The sequence below is a fragment of the Rhodococcus sp. Z6_132 genome (assembly GCF_058133635.1).
Window position 1 is genome coordinate 671807 of the sequence record NZ_JBYUNP010000001.1, and the last position, 17591, is coordinate 689397.

Sequence of the window (17591 nt, forward strand, 5' to 3'; positions counted from 1 at the left end):
CCCGGCGAGCTCGCAGCCGGCACCTGCACCCGCCGTCTCGCGAAAGGTCTACCCCGCATGCCCTCGATGCAGCGCTTCACCGGCAAGGTCGCCTTCATCACCGGAGCCGCCCGCGGCCAGGGACGTGCCGAGGCGGTGCGGCTGGCCGAGGAGGGCGCCGACATCATCGGCATCGACATCTGCGAGAAGCTGCCTTCCACCATCTACGAGGGCGCCACCTCCGCCGACCTCAAGGAGACCGTGCGCCTGGTGGAGGCCACCGGGCGGCGGATGATCGCCACCGAGGCCGACGTCCGGGACTTCGACGGGCTGTCCGCGGCGCTGCAGGCCGGGGTCGCCGAGCTGGGCCGCCTGGACGTGGTGATCGCCAACGCCGGGGTCTGCTCCGCCGCCAACTCCTGGGAGATCACTGCCGAGCAGTGGAAGGAGACCATCGACATCAACCTCACCGGCGTCTTCCACACCGCCAAGGCCGCCATCCCGATCCTGCTCGAGCAGGGCACCGGCGGCAGCATGATCTTCACCAGCTCGGTGGCGGGCCTGCGCGGGCTGCCCTTCGTCGGGCACTACGTGGCCAGCAAGCACGGCATCGTCGGGCTGGCCCGGACCATGGCCAACGAGCTGGGCCAGCACAACATCCGGGTGAACACGGTGCACCCCAACGGCGTGGACAGCGGGATGCGGCCCACCGACATGACGCCCTACATCGCCGAGCACGCGCACACGCTGGCACCGATGTTCATGAACGCGCTGTCCGACCCGATCAGCCAGCCCGAAGACATCGCCAACGCGGTGGCGTGGCTCGCCTCCGACGAGGCCCGGCACGTCACCGGCATCCAGCTGCCCGTCGACCTCGGCCACCTGGTCCGCTAGCCCCGCACGCAGTCGGCCCCGCACCGTGGAGGGTGCGGGGCCGCCGTGCTGAGTAGGTGGTACTTGCAGACGCGCCAAGCGCGGGGATGGGCGTACTTGCAGACGCCCCCAGCGTCAGCGCTGGGTGCTGACCTTGTGGAAGTTCAGGTACGCCTTGGACGGGGTGGGGCCGCGCTGGTTCTGGTACCGGGAGCCGGCGGCGGCGCTGCCGTAGGGGTCCTGCGCGGCCGAGGACAGCTTGAGCAGGCACAGCTGGCCGATCTTCATGCCCGGCCACAGCGTGATGGGCAGGTTCGCCACGTTGGACAGCTCCAGGGTGATGTGCCCGCTGAACCCCGGGTCGATGAAGCCCGCGGTGGAGTGGGTGAGCAGGCCCAGCCGCCCCAGCGACGACTTGCCCTCCAGCCGCCCGGCCAGGTCGTCGGGCAGCGAGCACGTCTCCAGCGTCGACCCCAGCACGAACTCGCCCGGGTGCAGCACAAAGGGCTCGTCGCCCTCGGCCTCCACCAGCGACGTCAGCTCGTCCTGCTGCTGGGCAGGATCGATGTGGGTGTACCGGGTGTTGTTGAAGACCCGGAAGAAGCGGTCCAGCCGCACGTCCACGCTGGAGGGCTGGACCATCGCCGGGTCGTAGGGGTCGAGCCCCAGACGCCCTGCGTCGATCTCGGCCCGGATGTCACGATCAGAGAGCAGCACGACGCGAGCGTAGTCGACGCCGGGTATCCCCCGGCCCACCGCCACGGGACCCGCCGTGGTGGCGAAAGTGCCTGGTCGGTGCCATTCTGGGCGCCGAATGCCCGCGGGACGTCGTCCATCCGGGTGCTCACCGTCTCTGGGGGGAGCAACACAGTCGCATGGACCTGATCATGCTCGCGGCACAGATCAGCGCCGAGCCCGACCATCCCGATGCCGAGCGCACCGACGCCGACGCCGGTGCCCCGGCCGGGGCAGCCGAGGTGGGGCGGCTGCTGCAGGACTGCCGGGGGGCGGTGCTGGCGGTCAACCCGGTCGGGCGTCGGCTGCTGGGCCTGGCGCAGGGGGGCTCCGCCGAGCACGACCCGTCCACCCTGCTGTTCGCCGTGGTGGACCGCGACGACCAGCCGATCCGGCTGCGCGACCACCCGGCCGCCCAGGTCCTGCGCACGGCGGTGCCCGCCCACGACTTCGTGGTCGGCGTTCGCCGGCGGGGCCTGTCCGGGGAGCCCGAGGAGCTGTGGCTGCACAGCAGCTCCGAGCCGGTGCACGACGAGCACGGCACGCTGGTCGGGGCGCTCAGCACCGTCAGCCCGGTGCGGGGACAGCGCCTGCACCAGCTGCGTCGCCGCCAGGCCGAGCGCGCCTCGCAGATGCTGCTGCAGCGGGCCGACAGCGTGGTGGCCCTGCACCTGCCCGACTCCACCATCACCTGGGTGTCCGGCTCGGCCCGCACCCACCTGGGCTACACCCCCGAGCAGCTGCTGGGGGTGCGCGCCATCGAGCTGGTCGAGCCCGGCGACCGCGACAGCCTGGTCGCCTCCTTCCGGCACGCCCGCATCGGCACCCCGGTCACCGAGGTGGTGTGCGCGCGGCACGCCGACGGCCGCCCCGTGTGGGTGGAGATCACCGGCCAGGCGATGTACGACCGCGCCCTGCGCCAGGTGCAGCTGCAGACCGTCACCCGCGAGATCACCGAGCGGGTGCTGGCCGAGCAGGCCCGCGACCAGGCGGTCAGCCTGTTCCACCTGACCATGGCCCACGCCCCCATCGGACTGGCCGTGGTCGACCGCAACGGGCACTGGGTGCAGGTCAACCGCGCCCTGTGCGAGCTGACCGGCTACACCGAGGCCGAGCTGATGGCCAGGACCTTTCGCGACATCACTCACCCTGACGACCTCGACGAGTCGCAGTCGTTGTTCGAGGAGATGCTCGACGAGGACGGCACTCCCGGCCCCACCGAGACCGACAAGCGCTACGTGCGCGCCGACGGCACCGTGGTGTGGGTGCACCGGCACGCGGTGCCGGTGTGGGGCCACGACGGCGAGGTCAGCCACCTGGTGGTGCAGGTGCAGGACATCACCGCCCGCAAGCAGGCCCAGGCCGAGCTGGCCCGGCAGGCGTTGTCCGACCCGCTGACCGGGCTGCCCAACCGCCTGGTGCTGCTCGACCGGCTCACCCACGCCCTGGCGCTGGCCGACCGGCAGGGCACCTCGGTGGGAGTGTTGTTCCTGGACCTGGACGGGTTCAAGGAGGTCAACGACACCTACGGGCACGAGCGCGGCGACGAGGTGCTGCGGCAGGTGGCCGCGCGGCTGTCCGGCGCCGTCCGGGAGGGCGACACCGCGGTGCGCCTGGGCGGTGACGAGTTCGTCGTGGTTTGCGAGCAGGTGGCCGAGCCGGAGCAGGTCCGCGCCCTGCGCAAGCGGATCGGCACCCTCTTCCACGAACCGTTCCAGGTGGGCAGCGAGCAGCTCAGCATGCACGCCAGCATCGGCATGGCGTTGGGCAGCGGGGGGCCCGCCGAGGTGCTGCTGAGCCAGGCCGACGCCGCGATGTACCGGGTCAAGCGCCAGCGTGCCGGCGGAGCCGCCGGCGGGGTGCGCACCGACGAGGTCAGCGAGACCGCGGCGGTGGATCGGCTGCACCTCATCGCGGAGCTGGAGAGCGCGGTGCGCGGCGACCAGCTGCGCATCGACTACCAGCCGATCGTGCGGCTGGACGACGAGGAGGTGGTGGCCCGGGAGGCGCTGCTGCGGTGGGAGCACCCACGGCGCGGGCTGCTGCTGCCGGAGGCGTTCCTGTCCGCGGCGGAGAGCAGGCAGCGCGTGCCCGCGGTGGGACGCTGGGTGCTGCAGCGAGCCTGCGCCGACGCGCTCAGCTGGCCCGAGGACGTGCAGCTGTGCGTCAACGTCTCCGCGAACCACCTGGGCCGCAGCGGCTTCGCCGACATGGTGCAGGCCGAGCTGACCCGCAGCGGGCTGGCGCCAACCCGCCTGCGGCTGGAGATCACCGAGCACACGGCGCTGAGCTCCTCGCCGTCCACCCGCGCGGCCGCCACCCGGCTGAGCGCACTGGGAGTGCGGTTCACCCTGGACGACTTCGGCACCCAGCACTCCTCCATCGCCGCGCTGCACCGGCTGCCGATCAGCGCGGTCAAGATCGATCGCAGCGTCATCGCCGGGCTGCCGCACACCGGGGAGGCTCGCACCTTGGTCGACGGGCTGGTGGGGCTCGGCGCCGGCATGGCGCTGGACGTGGTGGCCGAGGGCGTGGAGACCGTCGAGCAGGCTCACTGGCTGCGCGAGCACGGCTGCCCGCAGGCGCAGGGCTTCCTGTTCGGGCGACCCGTGGCCGCACCCAGCCGCAGCGCGGTCGGCTAGCACCCCCTCGGGCGCCGCCCCGTGCAGCGCCAGCGCCCTCGAGCGCCGCCCCGTGCAGCGCTAGCGCCCTCGAGCGCCGACCCGTGCAGCGCTAGGGCCGGACGCCGACCACTGCCGGGTGCGCGTCCCGGACCGGCTCGGCCAGCCCGGCCAGCAGCTCGCCGTAGGTGAGCAGCACCTGGCGGGAGCGGGCCGCGTCACCGTCCACCAGCCAACCCAGCACCGCACCGTCCATGGCGCTGAGCACCATCCGGGCCACCACGTCCAACGGCAGGATCCAGCTGACGTTCGCCGCGCGGGCCACCGCGCCCAGCGTCTGCTCGCACTCCTGGTGGTAGAGCCGGTACTGCCACTGGGCCAGCTCCGCCAGGTCGGGCTCGCGCAGCGCGAACTGGGTGAGCTCGTAGGTGAGCCGCTGCCGCTTGGGCTCGCCCTCCACCACCTGCCACACCGCGTCGAGGTACTCCCGCACCAGCGTGGCCAGGTCGCTGGTCTGCCGGGGCGGCTGCCGCACCGCCGTGGCCAGCTGGCGCACCAGCGTGGTGATGACCTCGCGCAGCAGCGCCTGCTTGGACTCGAAGCAGTAGTGCACGGTGGCCAGCGTGGCCCCGGCCTCGCCCGCGATCCGGCGGGTGGTGGCCGCGGCCACCCCGTCCTCGACCATCACCCGGATCGTCGCGTCGATCAGCTGCTGACGTCGTTCTGCTACCGCAATGCGTGCCACCTGAGTCCCCCAACGCTGACGACCGCCCCGCGCCAGACTAGCCCTGAACAGCGCCTATGCCGGCCGAACGGCAATGCCCATGGCCGCCGGTCCGCTCGGCGCACTGTTGGACGAGCGACTAGCTTCGGGGTCGCGACACGACCTGACGACAGAAGGGCCACGGGCGTGACCTGGACGAACTGGGCGGGCAACCAGCACGCCGACCCGCACACGGTGGCCCGGCCCACCAGCACCGCGGAGCTGGCGGAGGTGGTCTGTGCCGCCGCTGCGGCCGGCGAGCGGGTCAAGCCCGTCGGGTCGGGACACTCCTTCAGCGGCATCGCGCTGACCGACGGTGTCCAGGTCGACCTCGGCCTGCTGACCGGGCTGGTGTGGGCCGACCCGAGCAGCGGGCTGGTGACGGTGCGGGCCGGCACCACGCTGCGGCGGCTGAACACGGTGCTGGCCCAGCTGGGCCTGGCGATGACCAACCTCGGCGACGTGGACGCCCAGACCCTGGCCGGGGCGCTGTCCACCGGCACCCACGGCACCGGCGGCAGCTTCGGTGGGCTGGCCACCCAGGTGCGGGCGCTGGAGCTGGTGCTGGCCGACGGCTCGGTGGTGACCGCCAGCCCCACCGAGAACCCCGAGCTGTTCAGCGCGGCACGAGTGGGTCTGGGCGCGCTGGGCGTGCTGAGCACGGTGACCCTGCAGACCGAGCCCGCCTACACCCTGCACGCCCGGGAGGAGCCGATGCCGCTGCGCGAGGTGCTGGACAACCTCCCGGAGCTGGTGCGGGACAACGACCACTTCGAGCTGTACTGGTTCCCGCACACCACGGCCACGCTCACCAAGCGGAACAACCGGCTGCCCGCCGACGCCGTGCCCCAGCCGCTGCCCCGCGGTCGGGCGCTGCTGGAGGACGAGGTGCTCAGCAACGGGCTGTTCCAGCTCACCTGCCGGCTGGGCCGGTCCCGGCCGAGGCTGGTGCCCCGGATCAACCGCGTGGCCTCCCGGGCCCTGGGCGCGCGGGAGTACTCCGACGTCTCCCACCGGGTGCTGGTCTCCCCGCGCCGGGTCCGCTTCGTGGAGATGGAGTACGCGGTGCCCGCCGCGGCGGTGGGCGAGGCGCTGGCGGGCATCGAGCGGGTGATCGCCGAGCACCACCTGCGGGTGTCCTTCCCGGTGGAGGTGCGCTTCGCCGCCGCCGACGACGTCCCGCTGTCCACCGCCAGCGGCCGCGACAGCGCCTACCTGGCCGTGCACGTGTTCCGCGGTGAGCCCTTCGAGCGGTACTTCCGCGCCGTGGAGGCGGTGATGGACCGCCTCGACGGCCGTCCGCACTGGGGCAAGATGCACTACCAGGACGCGGCCACCCTGCGGCAGCGCTATCCCCGCTTCGACCAGTTCACCGCGGTGCGCGCCGCGGTGGATCCCGAGCGGCGCTTCGGCAACGACTACCTGGAACGGGTGCTGGGATGAAGATCGACGAGCTGCAGACCCCCGCCCTGCTCGTGGAGCAGAGCGTCCTGCAGGCCAACCTGGACACCATGGCCGCCGCCCACCCCGGGGCGCGGCTGCGCCCGCACGTCAAGGCGCACAAGTGCACCGCGCTGGCCCGGCGCCAGGACGCGGTGGGCCACCACGGCTTCACCTGCGCCACCATCCGCGAGGTGGAGGGCATGGCCGCAGCCGGACTCGGCACGGACCTGCTGCTGGCCAACGAGGTGCTGGACGCCCGGCGCCTGGGGGTGCTGGTGGCGGCCGGGCACCGGGTGACCGTGGCGGTGGACTCCGCCGAGACCGTGGCGGCCGCGGCCGACGGCGGGGTGCGCGAGGTGGTGGTGGACGTCAACGTGGGCCTGCCCCGCTGCGGCTGCACCCCGGCCGAGGCCGGCCGCATCGCCGACCTGGCCCGTGGGCGGGGCCTGGCCGTGCGCGGGGTGATGGGCTACGAGGGCCACCTGATGATGGCTCAGCCCGCGGCGGAGCAGGCCCGGCTCACCGAGGAGGCGATGGCGCTGCTGCTGGCCGCGCACGCCGACGTCGGCGGGGAGCTGGTGAGCGCCGGAGGCACCGGCACCTACGCGGTGAACACCTGGGCCACCGAGATCCAGGCCGGCTCCTACGCGTTGATGGACACTGCCTACGCCGAGCTGGGCCTGCCCTTCGGCCACGCGCTGAGCCTGCTCGCCACCGTCCTGTCCACCGGGACGGCGGGCGAGACGCCGTACGCGGTGGCCGACGTCGGGCTGAAGTCGCTGGGCATGGACCACGGCAACCCCACCATCGCCGACGGGCAGGTGTGGTTCTGCAGCGACGAGCACACCACCTTCGGGGCGGCAGAGCTGTCCGGCGCAGAGCTGCCGACCGTCGGCCAGCGGGTGCGGGTGCTGCCCGCGCACGTCGATCCCACGGTCGCTCTGCACGAGGCGATGTGGCTGGTGGACGGCGAGGAGGTGCTGCAGCGCTGGCCGGTGGACCTGCGCGGGTGGTGAGCCGCTATGCTGCCTCTCGACGCTGCCACCCGACCCGGGCCACGGCCTGAGCCAACCGGCAGCGTCACGCGGATGTAGTTCAATGGCAGAACATCAGCTTCCCAAGCTGAACACGCGGGTTCGATTCCCGTCATCCGCTCCACCACTGCGCAGGGCGGAAGTTCCCCTGCTTGCCACTTGCAACTAGTGCCTGCGTATTGCGTACGCCGACGACCATCCTGATTCCGAGCTCGCCCCGGGAAACGATGTGACTGACGCATATGCCGTCGGCCATCACTGCCCCATTGGAATCGACTTCAATCTAGGCGACGGCTCACGGCTGCACCTCTCCTTGTAGCCGGCGTACCTCATTGCACGGTTGCTGCAATACTCGTCGCCATGAGTGCGGTGGCGTGGGGAGTGGTAGTGGCGTTGCTCGTAGGTATTGGCAACGTGGCGCTGGGGGTATTCGCGTTGCGGCTCGGACTTCAGAACCGCCAACATGCGCTCGGCGAGCCAACCCGGCAAGTACAGCAACAACTGCATGACCAACTACGAGCGATCGTAGAGTTGGTTAAGGAAGAGATAGGCGAAATCGAGAGCCTGTTGAGACAGGGCGACCCTGTTCCTGGAGACGTGCCAACTACGATCACCGCTGCTTACGGGAGAATCAAACAACTCAGTTCCCGCTTGTCCGATGACCAGATCGATCAGCTATTCCAACTAGCAGGAGTTCGCATATCCCTGGTAGGGAGTTGCTGGCAGGACCTGGCCCGGGCACAGGTCAGCCAGTATGGGGAAGCCGACGGAAGGCAGCGCCGGATAGCTGCCGCTGAAACGGAGCTTCGCAAATCAATCGAAGCGGCGAATGCTGCGCTTGCCGAACGGATCGATTACCTGAATGCCCGCGATAAGGGCACGGGGGCCGCGTAGGCCATTCGATACACCACGCGAGGTTCCTTACTCCACCCAGCGTGGCAGAGAGCTACCGGTCGAGGTCACGAATCGCCACCTAGAACACGAGGACCGCGGCTTCATCACATATGGTTTGCTCACACCGCGCCGCCTGTTGATTCCCGCAGCACCGCATACCGACGAACCATTATTGTGATTGCTGCAGGTTCCGTTCGACGGATCGATGCTGCCCAAAAGCGCCTGCGTGATGCACCCCGTCGCTAGCCGACGAGCACGTCCTCCGGCTGCGGTTCCGACCACAGGTAGCCCTGCCCGATCATGCAGCCCAGCTCCAGGGCCCGCTCCGCCTGGTCGACGGTCTCCAGCCCCTCCAGCACCACCGTCTTGCCCAGCTCCACGGCCAGCCCGGCGATGGCCCGCACCACCGCGGCGCCGGACCGGGTGTGCAGCGCCGCCGCCGTGCTCCGGTCGATCTTCACGCCGTCACAGGGCAGGTACACCAGGTGCTCCAGGGTGGACACCCCGCTGCCGAAGTCGTCCAGCACGATGCGGAAGCCGAGCGCGCGCAGCTGGTCCAGGAACGCCACGTTGGCCGGGCTGGCGGCGATGGCCGCGGTCTCGGTGAGCTCCAGCGACACTGCGCTGGGCGGCAGGCCGGACGCGGTCACCGCGTCGTGGATGCGGTCCACGCACCCGGGGTGCTCGAAGTGCCGACCGGAGACGTTCACGGTGATCCGCAGCTCCGGTGACGTCTGCCGCCACCGCTGGGCCACCACCGCGGCCTGCCGCAGCACGGCCAGGTCGAGGTCGATGATGAGCTCGCTGTCCTCGGCCAGCGGGATGAACTCCGCGGGCGGCAGCACGCCGCGCGTGGGGTGGTGCCAGCGAGCCAGCGCCTCGTAGGCCACCACCTCGCCGGTGGCCAGGTGCACCAGCGGCTGGAAGTAGGGCAGGATCTGGCCCTCGTCGATGGCCACCGCGAGCTGGTAGACGTCGGTCTGCGGTCGGCTCGGCCCCACCCGGCGCAGCAGGTCCAGCTGCTCCTCCAGCACCGAGCCGAACTGGACCAGCCGCCGCAGTGCCTGCTCGGTGGTGTGCCGCTCGGCCACGTCCACCAGCGCCAGGGTGCCCACCACCAGGCCCTCGCGGCCCACCAGCGGGATGCCGATGTAGGACCGCGCGGCCGCCGTGCCCACACAGGGCTGCTGGGGGTAGCCGCGGGTCGGGAGGTCGCTGATCGCCAGCGGTTGCCCGGTCCGCACCACCACGTCGCAGGGGGTGGCCGAGCGGGGCTGGGGCGGTGGCGGCGCAGTGCCCACGCTGATCAGCGTGTGCTGCTCGTGCTCGTCCAGGATGTTCACCGCCGCCACCGGGTAGGTGACCGACTCCGCGGCGAGGAACAGCGTGGTGCGCAGGGCCGAGGAGGGAGCAGCGAGGTCGAGGTAGCGCCGGGCGGAGTCACTCTGCCGACGAACATCGAGCTCGCGCATCCGCTGCCTCTCCACCGTCAGCCACCACCAGGGGCTAACAGTATGTACCCACCGTCACTCATACGGGCCGATTTGTGGGCGTGGTCGCCCTGGCGGTCAACCTAGGTCGTCCGAGCCAAAAGCCCTGAGCTGGTCCGCTCCGGCCCTCGACCGGTGGGCTCAGCCCACCCAGTGCAGGCGCAGCTGCTGGCCGGGGCGCACCTGCGCGGCGCGGTCGACGTCGGCGTCGAGCACCACGGCCACCACCGGGTAGCCGCCGGTCACCGGGTGGTCGGCCAGGAACAGCACCGGCTCCCCACCCGGGGGCACCTGCACCGCCCCGCGCACCAGCCCCTCGCTGGGCAGCTCCTCGATGCGCGAGCGGGTGAGCCGGTGGCCCTCCAGCCGCATGCCCACCCGGTTGCTGCGCGCCGACGCCGTCCACGCCCGGGTGGTGAGCGCGTCCACGTCGGCCACCCACCCGGCGCGGGGCCCACGCAGCGCCCGCAGCCGCACCAGCCCGCCGCCGGGCACCGCCACCGCGGCCTGGGCCACCTCCGGGTAGGCCTCCGGAGCGGGGCCCACCGGAAGCACCACGCCGACCGCCAACGGGTCCGGCCCCAGCCCGGAGAGCACGTCGGTGCTGCGCGAGGACAGCACCGCCGGCACGGTGATCCCCCCGCGCACGGCCAGGTAGGTGCGCAGCCCGGCCGCCGGCGCACCCAGCCGCAGCACGCTGCCCGCAGGCAGGCGCAGCACCGCGTGGTGGCCCACCGGGGTGCCGTCCAGCACCGCCGGCGCCGCGGCCCCCGCCAGCGCCACCAGCAGGTCCACCTCGGCGCGCACCTGCAGCCCACCCAGGGTGGCCTCGATGGCCGCGGCGTCCTCGGGGTTGGCCACCAGCCGGTTGGCCAGGCGCAGGGCGGCGCGGTCGGCGGCGCCGGAACGGCTCACCCCCTGGGCGGCCAGGCCCGGCCGGCCCAGGTCCTGCACCAGCGCCAGCGGTCCGGTGGCGAGCACCCGCAGCGCGGTCACGGCCGCTCCACCGCCACGAACCGCACCTGCCCGCCAGGGTGCAGCAGCGCGGGCGGATCGCGGTCGACGTCCCACAGCACCGCGTCGGTGCGGCCGATCAGCTGCCAGCCGCCGGGCGAGGACCGCGGGTAGACCCCGCTGTGCTCGCCGGCCAGCCCCACCGAGCCCGCCGGGACCCGCTCCCGGGGCTCGTCGCGGCGCGGCACGTGCAGCCGAGGGTCGCCACCCACCAGGTAGGCGAAGCCGGGCGCAAAGCCGCCGAAGCCCACCCGCCACAGCGAGCCGGTGTGCGCAGCCACCACCTCCGCCGGGCTCAGCCCGGTCAGCCGCGCCACCTCCGCCAGGTCGGGCCCGTCGTAGACCGTGGCCAGCTCCACCACGTCGCCGGCACGGGCCTGCGCCAGCCCGGGCTGCACCTGCAGCTGCTCCAGCCGCCCGCGCAGGGCGACCAGGGCGGCGGGGCCGCGGGCGTGCAGCACCACCGTGCGCGCGCCGGGCACCACGTCCAGCACGTCGTCGAGCTCACGCGCCGCGGCGGCGAGGGCGTGCACCACCTCGGCGTCGGCCGGCTCCAGCAGCAGCGCCGTGTCACCGAGGGCGTGCACCTGGAACACCACCGGCCTCCCCCCGCTCACGTCAGCCCCGCACGAAGGCCGCCACGTCGACCCCAGCCTCGCCCAGCGCCGCCCGCACCGCCACCGCCATCGCCACGGCCGCCGCCGAGTCCCCGTGCACGCACACCGACTCCGCGCTCACCCGCACGTCGGTGCCGTCCACCGCCCGCACCACACCCTCCTGCACCACCCGCACCACCCGCTCCGCGACGGCCGTCGGGTCGTCGAGCACCGCACCCGGCGAGGTCCGCGGCACCAGCTGACCGTCGGGCAGGTAGCCGCGGTCGGCGAAGAACTCCGGCACCGCCCGCATCCCCGCGGCCTCGGCGGCGGCGAGCAGGGCGGAGCCGGGCAGCCCCAGGATCGGCAGGGCGGGGTCGTAGTCGCGGACGGCGGCCACCACCGCGGCGGCCTGGTCGGTGTGGTGCACCACGGCGTGGTAAAGCGCGCCGTGCGGCTTGACGTAGCGCACCTGGGTGCCGCTCACCCGGCACATGCCCTCCAGCGCGCCGATCTGGTAGAGCACGTCGTCGGCCAGCTCGGTGGCCGAGACGTCCATGAAGCGGCGGCCGAACCCGGCCAGGTCGCGGTAGGCCACCTGGGCGCCCACCTCGACCCCGGCCGCCGCGGCCAGCGCGGCGGTCTGCCGCAGCGTGGAGGGGTCACCCGCGTGGAAACCGCAGGCGATGTTGGCGCTGGTGACCGCGGCCAGCACTGCCTCGTCGTCGCCCAGCACCCACCGGCCGAACGACTCACCCAGATCGCTGTTGAGGTCCATCCGCCCAGTCTCGCCGACCGTTGGTGTCGCCCTGCTCCTAAGTAGATGCGTCCCGCATCACACGCATGGCACTATCAGGCAGGTGATGTCACTGCGGAAGCTCACCGTCCCCCTGACCGCGATCCTCTGCGTCGGCCTCGTCGGCTGCGGCTCGAGCAGCGACGACGACGTGGCCCCCGCGCTGCCGCCGGCCTCCTCCACCGCCGCCGCCAGCCCCACCGCGGCCGACCCGGCCGCACCCGGTCCCGCCGCGGCCGACCCCGGAGCACCCGCTCCGGGTGCGCCCGCCGCCCCGGGAGCGGCTCCGAGCGCGGCTCCGGGTGCCCCGGCGGCCCCTGGGGCACCGGCACCGGCACCGGCACCGGGCACCGGCGCAGGCGCGCCCACCGCGGCAGCCCCCGCACCAGCGCCCAACGGGGCCGCCCAGCCGCCGGCACAGGTCCCGTCCACGCTGCCCGCACCGGCTCCAGCCGGCGCCGGCGCCCTGCCGCAGGTGGACACCGATCCCGCCAAGGCCCTCGCCAACGCCGGCCCCAAGGGACAGGCCTACCTGCAGGCCCTCGCGGCCGGTGGTGTTCCCGGCAACGAAGCCATCAACGGCGTCTACATCCTCTTCGCGCAGGCCACCTGCCAAGCCAAGGCGCGTGGCGACTCCCGCCAGTCGATCCTCACCCAGTTCGACCAGATCGGGACCATGCTGGCCCCCACCACCAAGAAGTCCTCCCGGGAGATCTCCGAGCTGTTCGTCGGCTCGGCCGAGCGGACCTACTGCTAGCCCCACCCTGCCCGCACGGGACAGGGCCGGTGGAGCGATAGCGTCGGGGCATGGATGCCGACGCCTGGGACGAGCGCTACGCCGACAGCGACCTGGTGTGGGGTGCTCCGCCCAACCGCTACGTGGTGGAGCACGCCACCGCGCTGCCCCGCGGGCGGGCGCTCGACCTCGCCTGCGGGGAGGGGCGCAACGCCCTGTGGCTGGCCACCCGGGGCTGGGACGTCACCGCGCTGGACTTCTCCCGGGTGGCGCTGACCAAGGCGGCCGAGGTCGCGGCGCGCTCCCCCCGCTCGGTGGTCTCCCGGCTGCACTGGCAGCAGGCCGACGTCACCGCCACCGAGCTGCGCGGTCCCGGCGAGGCGCCCTACGACCTGGTCCTGGTGGTCTACCTGCACCTGCCGCGCGAGCAGCGACGCGCGGTGCTGGCCGCGGCCTGCGCCGCCCTCGCCCCCGGCGGACACCTGCTGGTGGTCGCCCACGACTCCACCAACCTCACCGACGGCTACGGCGGCCCGCAGGACCCAGACATCCTGTTCACCCCCGCCGACGTGGCTGCGGAGCTGCCGGCAGACATGACCCTGGTCACTGCCGCCCAGCCCCACCGCGAGGTGGACACGCCTGACGGCCTGGGGATGGCGATCGATGCCGTGGTGGTCGCGCGCCGGAGCGCCCAGGGTTAGTGGTTGCCGTGGTTACCGGTCGGTAATATCCTCTTGTTACCGGCGGGTAGTGAATGCTGCTCCGTCGACGATCCATCCCACCTGGGCCGACGAAACGGGAAGAGCATCACGATGGGCCACTACAAGAGCAACCTCCGCGACATCGAGTTCAACCTCTTCGAGGTGCTCGGTCTCGGCGACCGTCTCGGCAAGGGGTTGTTCAGCGACCTCGACGAGGAGACCGTGCGCGACATGCTCGGCCAGGTCCGCGAGCTGGCCGAGGGTCCGCTCGGGGAGTCCTTCGCCGACGCCGACCGCAACCCGCCGGTGTTCGACCCGGCCACCCACTCGGTGACCCTGCCCGAGTCGTTCAAGAAGTCCTTCCAGGCGCTGTGGGACGGCGAGTGGTACCGGATGGGCCTGGCCGAGGACATCGGCGGCATCCCCGCTCCGCGCACCGTCGTGTGGGCCATCGGCGAGCTGGTGCTCGGCTCCAACCCCGCCGCCCACATGTACATGGCCGGCCCGAGCTTCGCCCAGGTGCTGTTCGAGGAGGGCACCGAGGAGCAGAAGAAGTGGGCGGCTCTCGCGGTGGACAAGGGCTGGGGCGCCACCATGGTGCTCACCGAGCCCGACGCCGGCTCCGACGTGGGCGCCGGCCGCACCAAGGCCATCCAGCAGGACGACGGCTCCTGGCACATCGAGGGCGTCAAGCGGTTCATCACCTCCGCCGACAACGACCTCTTCGACAACATCTACCACCTGGTCCTGGCGCGCCCCGAGGGCGCGAAGCCGGGCACCAAGGGCCTGTCGCTGTTCTTCGTCCCCAAGTTCCACTTCGACCCCGAGACCGGTGAGCTGGGCGAGCGCAACGGCGTCTACGTCACCAACGTCGAGCACAAGATGGGCCTGAAGGTCTCCGCCACCTGCGAGGTGACCTTCGGCGACACCGACGTGCCCGCCAAGGGCTGGCTGGTCGGCGAGGTGCACAACGGCATCGCGCAGATGTTCAAGGTCATCGAGAACGCCCGCATGATGGTCGGCACCAAGGCCATCGCCACGCTCTCCACCGGCTACCTCAACGCGCTGGACTACGCCAAGGAGCGCGTGCAGGGTGCCGACCTCACCCAGATGAGCAACAAGGCGGCGCCGCGCGTCACCATCACCCACCACCCCGACGTGCGTCGCAGCCTGATGATGCAGAAGGCCTACGCCGAGGGCCTGCGTGCGGTGTACCTCTACGCGGCCTCCTTCCAGGACGAGATCATCGCCGGCGACGGCAACGACACCGACGTCACGCTGGCGGAGCGGGTCAACGACCTGCTGCTGCCGATCGTCAAGGGCGTGGGCTCCGAGCGTGCCTACGAGCAGCTCGCGCAGAGCCTGCAGACCCTGGGTGGCTCCGGCTACCTGCAGGACTACCCGATCGAGCAGTACATCCGGGACGCCAAGATCGACACCCTCTACGAGGGCACCACGGCGATCCAGGCGCAGGACTTCTTCTTCCGCAAGATCATCCGCGACAAGGGCGCCGCGCTGGGCTTCGTCGCCGGGGAGATCCAGAAGTTCATCGAGGCGGAGTCCGGCAACGGCCGCCTCAAGGAGGAGCGGGCGCACCTGGCGACCGCGCTGGCCGACGTCCAGGCGATGCTCGCCGCGATGACGAGCAACCTGATGGCCGCCCAGGACGACGCCAAGAACCTCTACAAGGTGGGCCTGGCCAGCGTCCGGCTGCTCATGAGCGTGGGCGACCTGCTCATCGGCTGGCTGCTGCTGCGCCAGGCCGAGGTGGCCCTCGCCAAGCTGGACGGCACCATCAGCGCCAAGGACACCGCGTTCTACAACGGCAAGGTGGCCGTGGCCTCCTTCTTCGTCAAGAACGTGCTGCCCGAGCTGACCGCCAGCCGGCAGATCGTGGAGAACACCGACAACGACATCATGGAGCTCGACGAGGCCGCGTTCTGATCCCGCGCCTCCGCTAGCCCGCTAGCAAACCGCACTCAGGGCCCGCAACGTCCCGGCAGCCGCCGGAAAAGGACGTTGCGGGCCCTGCGTGCGTTGGCGACTAGATGCAGCGCTGGATTAAATGCAGCGCACGATCGGGCTGGGGTCGTAGACCACGGTGCGGGTCTTTCGGGAGAGCTCCTTGCCCGTCGTGCTGTCGCGCACCACGCGGGTGTCGGTGGTGGTGAAGCCCTTGGCTCCGGCCGAGGGGGCGCAGTCCTTGCCCTTGGGCAGCTCGATCACCTTGGGGTCGGTGTAGCTGCTCCGGCCGCCGTTGATCGACTCCACGTCCACCGTCTTGGTGCCCCACAGGCGCACCGTGATCGAGCTGGCGTCGCCGAAGGCCTCGATCAGCACGCCGGTGCTGGTGGGCACGCTGAACTTGAGGTCGATGGCGCCCTCGTAGACGGTGGCCTCGCGGCCCGCGGGGTAGCGCGAGATGTAGTAGCTGTGCTCGGTGTGGGCGACGTCGGTCATCCCGGCGAAGTAGGAGGCGTTGTACAGCGTGGTGGCGAACTGGCTGATGCCGCCACCCACCGCGTTGCCGGCGTGGCCGTCGATGATGACGCCGGAGTCGACGTAGCCCTGGGCGGTCCCGCGCGGCCCGGTGTGTCCGTTGAGGGAGAACGTCTCGCCCGGCTTGACCACCGCCCCGGTGACCTCCTTGGCCACCTGGCGGATGTTGACGCCGCTGGCGTAGGAGAAGCCGCCGCTGCGGAACTCCCCGATCACCTCCTTGATGCCCAGCCCCTCGGCCTGGGCGGTGGTGAACGACGCCTGCTTGGGGGCGTAGACCGCCTGCAGGGGCTTGCGCTCGGCGACGACGACCTTCTCCAGCCCCGCCAGCGTCTGGGCCCAGTCGATGGCGACGCCGTCCGAGGACGGCACCACCTGCGGAGCCCCGTCGCGGAGCACGACGGTGGCGTCGGTGGGCTTGGTCTCCGTCTTGGCCAGCTGGGGTGCCAGCACCCGGGTGGCGCCCGCCACGTCGACCTTGGGCCGCAGCCCGCCGTCGCCGTCGGCCTCGAAGCTGAGCACGGTGGCGATGCCGTCGGGGCGCAGCGCGGCGCTGGCCCCTCTGCCCTCCACCACGACGCTGGTGGCGACCGCGGTGCGCGCCACGGCGAGGGCACTGTCGACCGCGGCCTGCGACACCGACACCTCCTGGCGCGTCACCGGCAGCGGCACGGGGGTCTCGTCCAGCCACCCGTCGACCAGCGCGGTGGCAGCCCCGGCCGCATCGAGCTGCTGCCCGGCGCGCGGCGCCTCGGCCACCGGAGTGGCGCCGTCGAAGCGCACACCGCCCTCGGCGACCGGCCGGTCGGTCTGACCGCGCAGGCCCTGCACCGCCCGGTCGAGCTGGGCCCGATCGGTGGTGGTGACGATGCCGACGTCGATGGTGCCCACCACCGAGCGAACCCGGGTGACGGGGTTGAGCGGCTGGGAGCCGGCCTGCTCCAGGGTGGCCGACCAGTCCACGCTGAGCCCGGCCGTGGTCGGGTCGAGCGTGGTGCTGACGTCCCCGGCCTGCACCGGCACGGGCTGGCCGGAGCGTGGGGTCAGCTCTCGGCGCAGCTTCTCCTCGGCGGCAGCGGTGTCCAGCCCACCGACCTCGACGCCAGCCACCCGCACGCCGCGGGGCACCTCGCCGCGAGAGCTGAGCAGGTCGGCCGTGTAGGCGATGCCCAGGACCGCCAGCACGACGGCGGCGCCCAGCGCGACCTTGACGGCCACCCTGCCTCGAAGCTCGCTGCTGTCGGACACGCGGTACTCCCCAGATCAAACGGACACTTGACCTGATCAGCGTACGGGGGACAGGGCGCACAGACCGGCGTCCATCTCAGGAACACCGCGGAGCTGGCACTGGAAAGCTCCGCGCTGCTGCCAAGTCGGGGTAGGCAGCAGCGCGGAGCTATCAGGTACATCGAGGGCG

15 protein-coding genes and 1 tRNA gene are annotated in these 17591 nt (G+C 72.1%); 9 read left to right on the top strand and 7 right to left on the bottom strand.

Going from position 1 to position 17591, the window contains the following annotated elements; all coding sequences use genetic code 11:
- Positions 1-57: 57 nt before the first annotated feature.
- A complete protein-coding gene (locus AC3YO9_RS03130; RefSeq protein WP_127784275.1) occupies positions 58-873 on the top strand; it encodes a mycofactocin-coupled SDR family oxidoreductase in 816 nt (271 codons plus the stop codon).
- 114 nt (positions 874-987) lie between these two features.
- On the opposite strand, the gene dcd is transcribed toward AC3YO9_RS03130, so the two are convergent.
- On the bottom strand, positions 988-1569 hold the full coding sequence (gene dcd / locus AC3YO9_RS03135; protein ID WP_127784276.1) for a dCTP deaminase: 582 nt from the start codon (positions 1567-1569) through the stop codon (positions 988-990).
- 158 nt (positions 1570-1727) lie between these two features.
- Between dcd and AC3YO9_RS03140 the strand changes: the two genes are divergently transcribed.
- The gene (locus AC3YO9_RS03140) at positions 1728-4229 is read left to right on the top strand and encodes a sensor domain-containing protein (RefSeq protein WP_489982094.1); all 2502 of its coding nucleotides are present in this window, start codon (positions 1728-1730) and stop codon (positions 4227-4229) included.
- 91 nt (positions 4230-4320) lie between these two features.
- Here AC3YO9_RS03140 and AC3YO9_RS03145 read toward each other — a convergent pair whose 3' ends face one another.
- A complete protein-coding gene (locus AC3YO9_RS03145) occupies positions 4321-4953 on the bottom strand; it encodes a TetR/AcrR family transcriptional regulator (protein ID WP_489982095.1) in 633 nt (210 codons plus the stop codon).
- Positions 4954-5118: 165 nt separating this feature from the next.
- Between AC3YO9_RS03145 and AC3YO9_RS03150 the strand changes: the two genes are divergently transcribed.
- The 4 genes from AC3YO9_RS03150 (at position 5119) to AC3YO9_RS03165 (ending at position 8342) form a co-directional block, all read left to right on the top strand.
- Positions 5119-6414, top strand: coding sequence for a D-arabinono-1,4-lactone oxidase (locus AC3YO9_RS03150; RefSeq protein ID WP_489982096.1), 1296 nt, complete (start codon positions 5119-5121; stop codon positions 6412-6414).
- The gene (locus AC3YO9_RS03155; RefSeq protein ID WP_489982097.1) at positions 6411-7430 is read left to right on the top strand and encodes an alanine racemase; all 1020 of its coding nucleotides are present in this window, start codon (positions 6411-6413) and stop codon (positions 7428-7430) included. Before AC3YO9_RS03150 ends, AC3YO9_RS03155 begins: the two co-directional genes overlap by 4 nt.
- A gap of 68 nt (positions 7431-7498) precedes the next feature.
- A tRNA-Gly gene (locus tag AC3YO9_RS03160) sits at positions 7499-7572 on the top strand.
- 263 nt (positions 7573-7835) lie between these two features.
- Entirely contained in the window at positions 7836-8342 is a 507-nt protein-coding gene (locus AC3YO9_RS03165; RefSeq protein WP_489982098.1) for a hypothetical protein, read from the top strand.
- Between the two features lie 242 nt (positions 8343-8584).
- On the opposite strand, the gene AC3YO9_RS03170 is transcribed toward AC3YO9_RS03165, so the two are convergent.
- From AC3YO9_RS03170 to AC3YO9_RS03185, 4 genes are all read right to left on the bottom strand, one after another.
- Entirely contained in the window at positions 8585-9814 is a 1230-nt protein-coding gene (locus tag AC3YO9_RS03170) for a sensor domain-containing phosphodiesterase (RefSeq protein ID WP_127784281.1), read from the bottom strand.
- Positions 9815-9973: 159 nt separating this feature from the next.
- Positions 9974-10828, bottom strand: a complete 855-nt coding sequence (locus tag AC3YO9_RS03175; RefSeq protein ID WP_489982099.1) for a 5-oxoprolinase subunit C family protein — start codon at positions 10826-10828, stop codon at positions 9974-9976.
- Complete coding sequence (pxpB, locus tag AC3YO9_RS03180; RefSeq protein WP_489982563.1) at positions 10825-11445, bottom strand: 5-oxoprolinase subunit PxpB; 621 nt, start codon at positions 11443-11445, stop codon at positions 10825-10827. The genes AC3YO9_RS03175 and pxpB overlap by 4 nt, the downstream gene beginning before the upstream one ends.
- A gap of 19 nt (positions 11446-11464) precedes the next feature.
- Complete coding sequence (locus tag AC3YO9_RS03185; RefSeq protein ID WP_489982100.1) at positions 11465-12220, bottom strand: LamB/YcsF family protein; 756 nt, start codon at positions 12218-12220, stop codon at positions 11465-11467.
- Between the two features lie 85 nt (positions 12221-12305).
- On the opposite strand from AC3YO9_RS03185, the gene AC3YO9_RS03190 reads away from it, so the two are divergent.
- From AC3YO9_RS03190 to AC3YO9_RS03200, 3 genes are all read left to right on the top strand, one after another.
- Positions 12306-12995 carry a DUF732 domain-containing protein gene (locus AC3YO9_RS03190; RefSeq protein WP_489982101.1) on the top strand — a complete coding sequence of 230 codons (690 nt, stop codon included), beginning with the start codon at positions 12306-12308 and terminating at the stop codon, positions 12993-12995.
- A 50-nt stretch (positions 12996-13045) separates the two neighbouring features.
- The gene (locus tag AC3YO9_RS03195) at positions 13046-13675 is read left to right on the top strand and encodes a class I SAM-dependent methyltransferase (RefSeq protein ID WP_489982102.1); all 630 of its coding nucleotides are present in this window, start codon (positions 13046-13048) and stop codon (positions 13673-13675) included.
- Positions 13676-13786: 111 nt separating this feature from the next.
- Positions 13787-15619, top strand: a complete 1833-nt coding sequence (locus AC3YO9_RS03200) for an acyl-CoA dehydrogenase (RefSeq protein WP_489982103.1) — start codon at positions 13787-13789, stop codon at positions 15617-15619.
- A gap of 117 nt (positions 15620-15736) precedes the next feature.
- Here the strand turns inward: AC3YO9_RS03200 and AC3YO9_RS03205 are convergent, their stop codons facing one another.
- The gene (locus tag AC3YO9_RS03205; RefSeq protein ID WP_489982104.1) at positions 15737-17422 is read right to left on the bottom strand and encodes a VanW family protein; all 1686 of its coding nucleotides are present in this window, start codon (positions 17420-17422) and stop codon (positions 15737-15739) included.
- Positions 17423-17591 lie beyond the last annotated feature (169 nt).

Excerpts from the sequence above, each read along its gene's own strand:
- AC3YO9_RS03200 (WP_489982103.1), top strand. The coding sequence starts at position 13,787 with ATGGGCCACTACAAGAGCAACCTCCGCGACATCGAGTTCAACCTCTTC.
- AC3YO9_RS03195 (WP_489982102.1), top strand. The coding sequence starts at position 13,046 with ATGGATGCCGACGCCTGGGACGAGCGCTACGCCGACAGCGACCTGGTG.
- AC3YO9_RS03155 (WP_489982097.1), top strand. The coding sequence starts at position 6,411 with ATGAAGATCGACGAGCTGCAGACCCCCGCCCTGCTCGTGGAGCAGAGC.
- AC3YO9_RS03185 (WP_489982100.1), bottom strand. The coding sequence starts at position 12,220 with ATGGACCTCAACAGCGATCTGGGTGAGTCGTTCGGCCGGTGGGTGCTG.
- AC3YO9_RS03130 (WP_127784275.1), top strand. The coding sequence starts at position 58 with ATGCCCTCGATGCAGCGCTTCACCGGCAAGGTCGCCTTCATCACCGGA.
- AC3YO9_RS03190 (WP_489982101.1), top strand. The coding sequence starts at position 12,306 with ATGTCACTGCGGAAGCTCACCGTCCCCCTGACCGCGATCCTCTGCGTC.
- AC3YO9_RS03170 (WP_127784281.1), bottom strand. The coding sequence starts at position 9,814 with ATGCGCGAGCTCGATGTTCGTCGGCAGAGTGACTCCGCCCGGCGCTAC.
- AC3YO9_RS03140 (WP_489982094.1), top strand. The coding sequence starts at position 1,728 with ATGGACCTGATCATGCTCGCGGCACAGATCAGCGCCGAGCCCGACCAT.